Source organism: Amycolatopsis dendrobii, from assembly GCF_014145675.1.
In the GTDB taxonomy this organism is placed as follows: domain Bacteria; phylum Actinomycetota; class Actinomycetes; order Mycobacteriales; family Pseudonocardiaceae; genus Amycolatopsis; species Amycolatopsis dendrobii.
In genome coordinates this window covers 1-341 of record NZ_JACGZW010000057.1, presented here as the reverse complement: position 1 = coordinate 341, position 341 = coordinate 1, and the positions used below count along the sequence as shown (strand labels likewise).

The following is a 341-nucleotide window of genomic DNA, read 5'->3' as shown; positions in this document are numbered from 1 at the left end:
TGGCCCATCGCTTCCTGGCGCTTGAGCGGGACGACGGCTTCCACCGCGTCCTCGTGCACCTGGATCATCGACAGCCGGGTGTGCCCCATCGAGTCGAAGGCACCCGCCTTGATCAGCGATTCGATCACTCGCTTGTTGCAGGCCACCAGCTCCGATTTGTCCAGGAACTCGGTGAACGAGGAGTACTTGCCCTTCTCCTCGCGCATCTTGATGATCGACTCCACCACGTTCGCGCCCACGTTGCGCACCGCGCCCAGACCGAAGCGGATGTCGTTCCCGACGGCCGCGAACCGCAAAGCCGACTCGTTCACGTCCGGCGGCAGCACCTTGATCCCCAGCCG

General features: G+C 64.2%; 1 protein-coding gene. It reads right to left on the bottom strand.

Annotation, left to right across the window (positions count from 1 at the left end; genetic code table 11):
• Nucleotides 1-341: helix-hairpin-helix domain-containing protein (locus H4281_RS45090; protein WP_182896968.1), on the bottom strand; the 341-nt coding region annotated here is incomplete at both ends.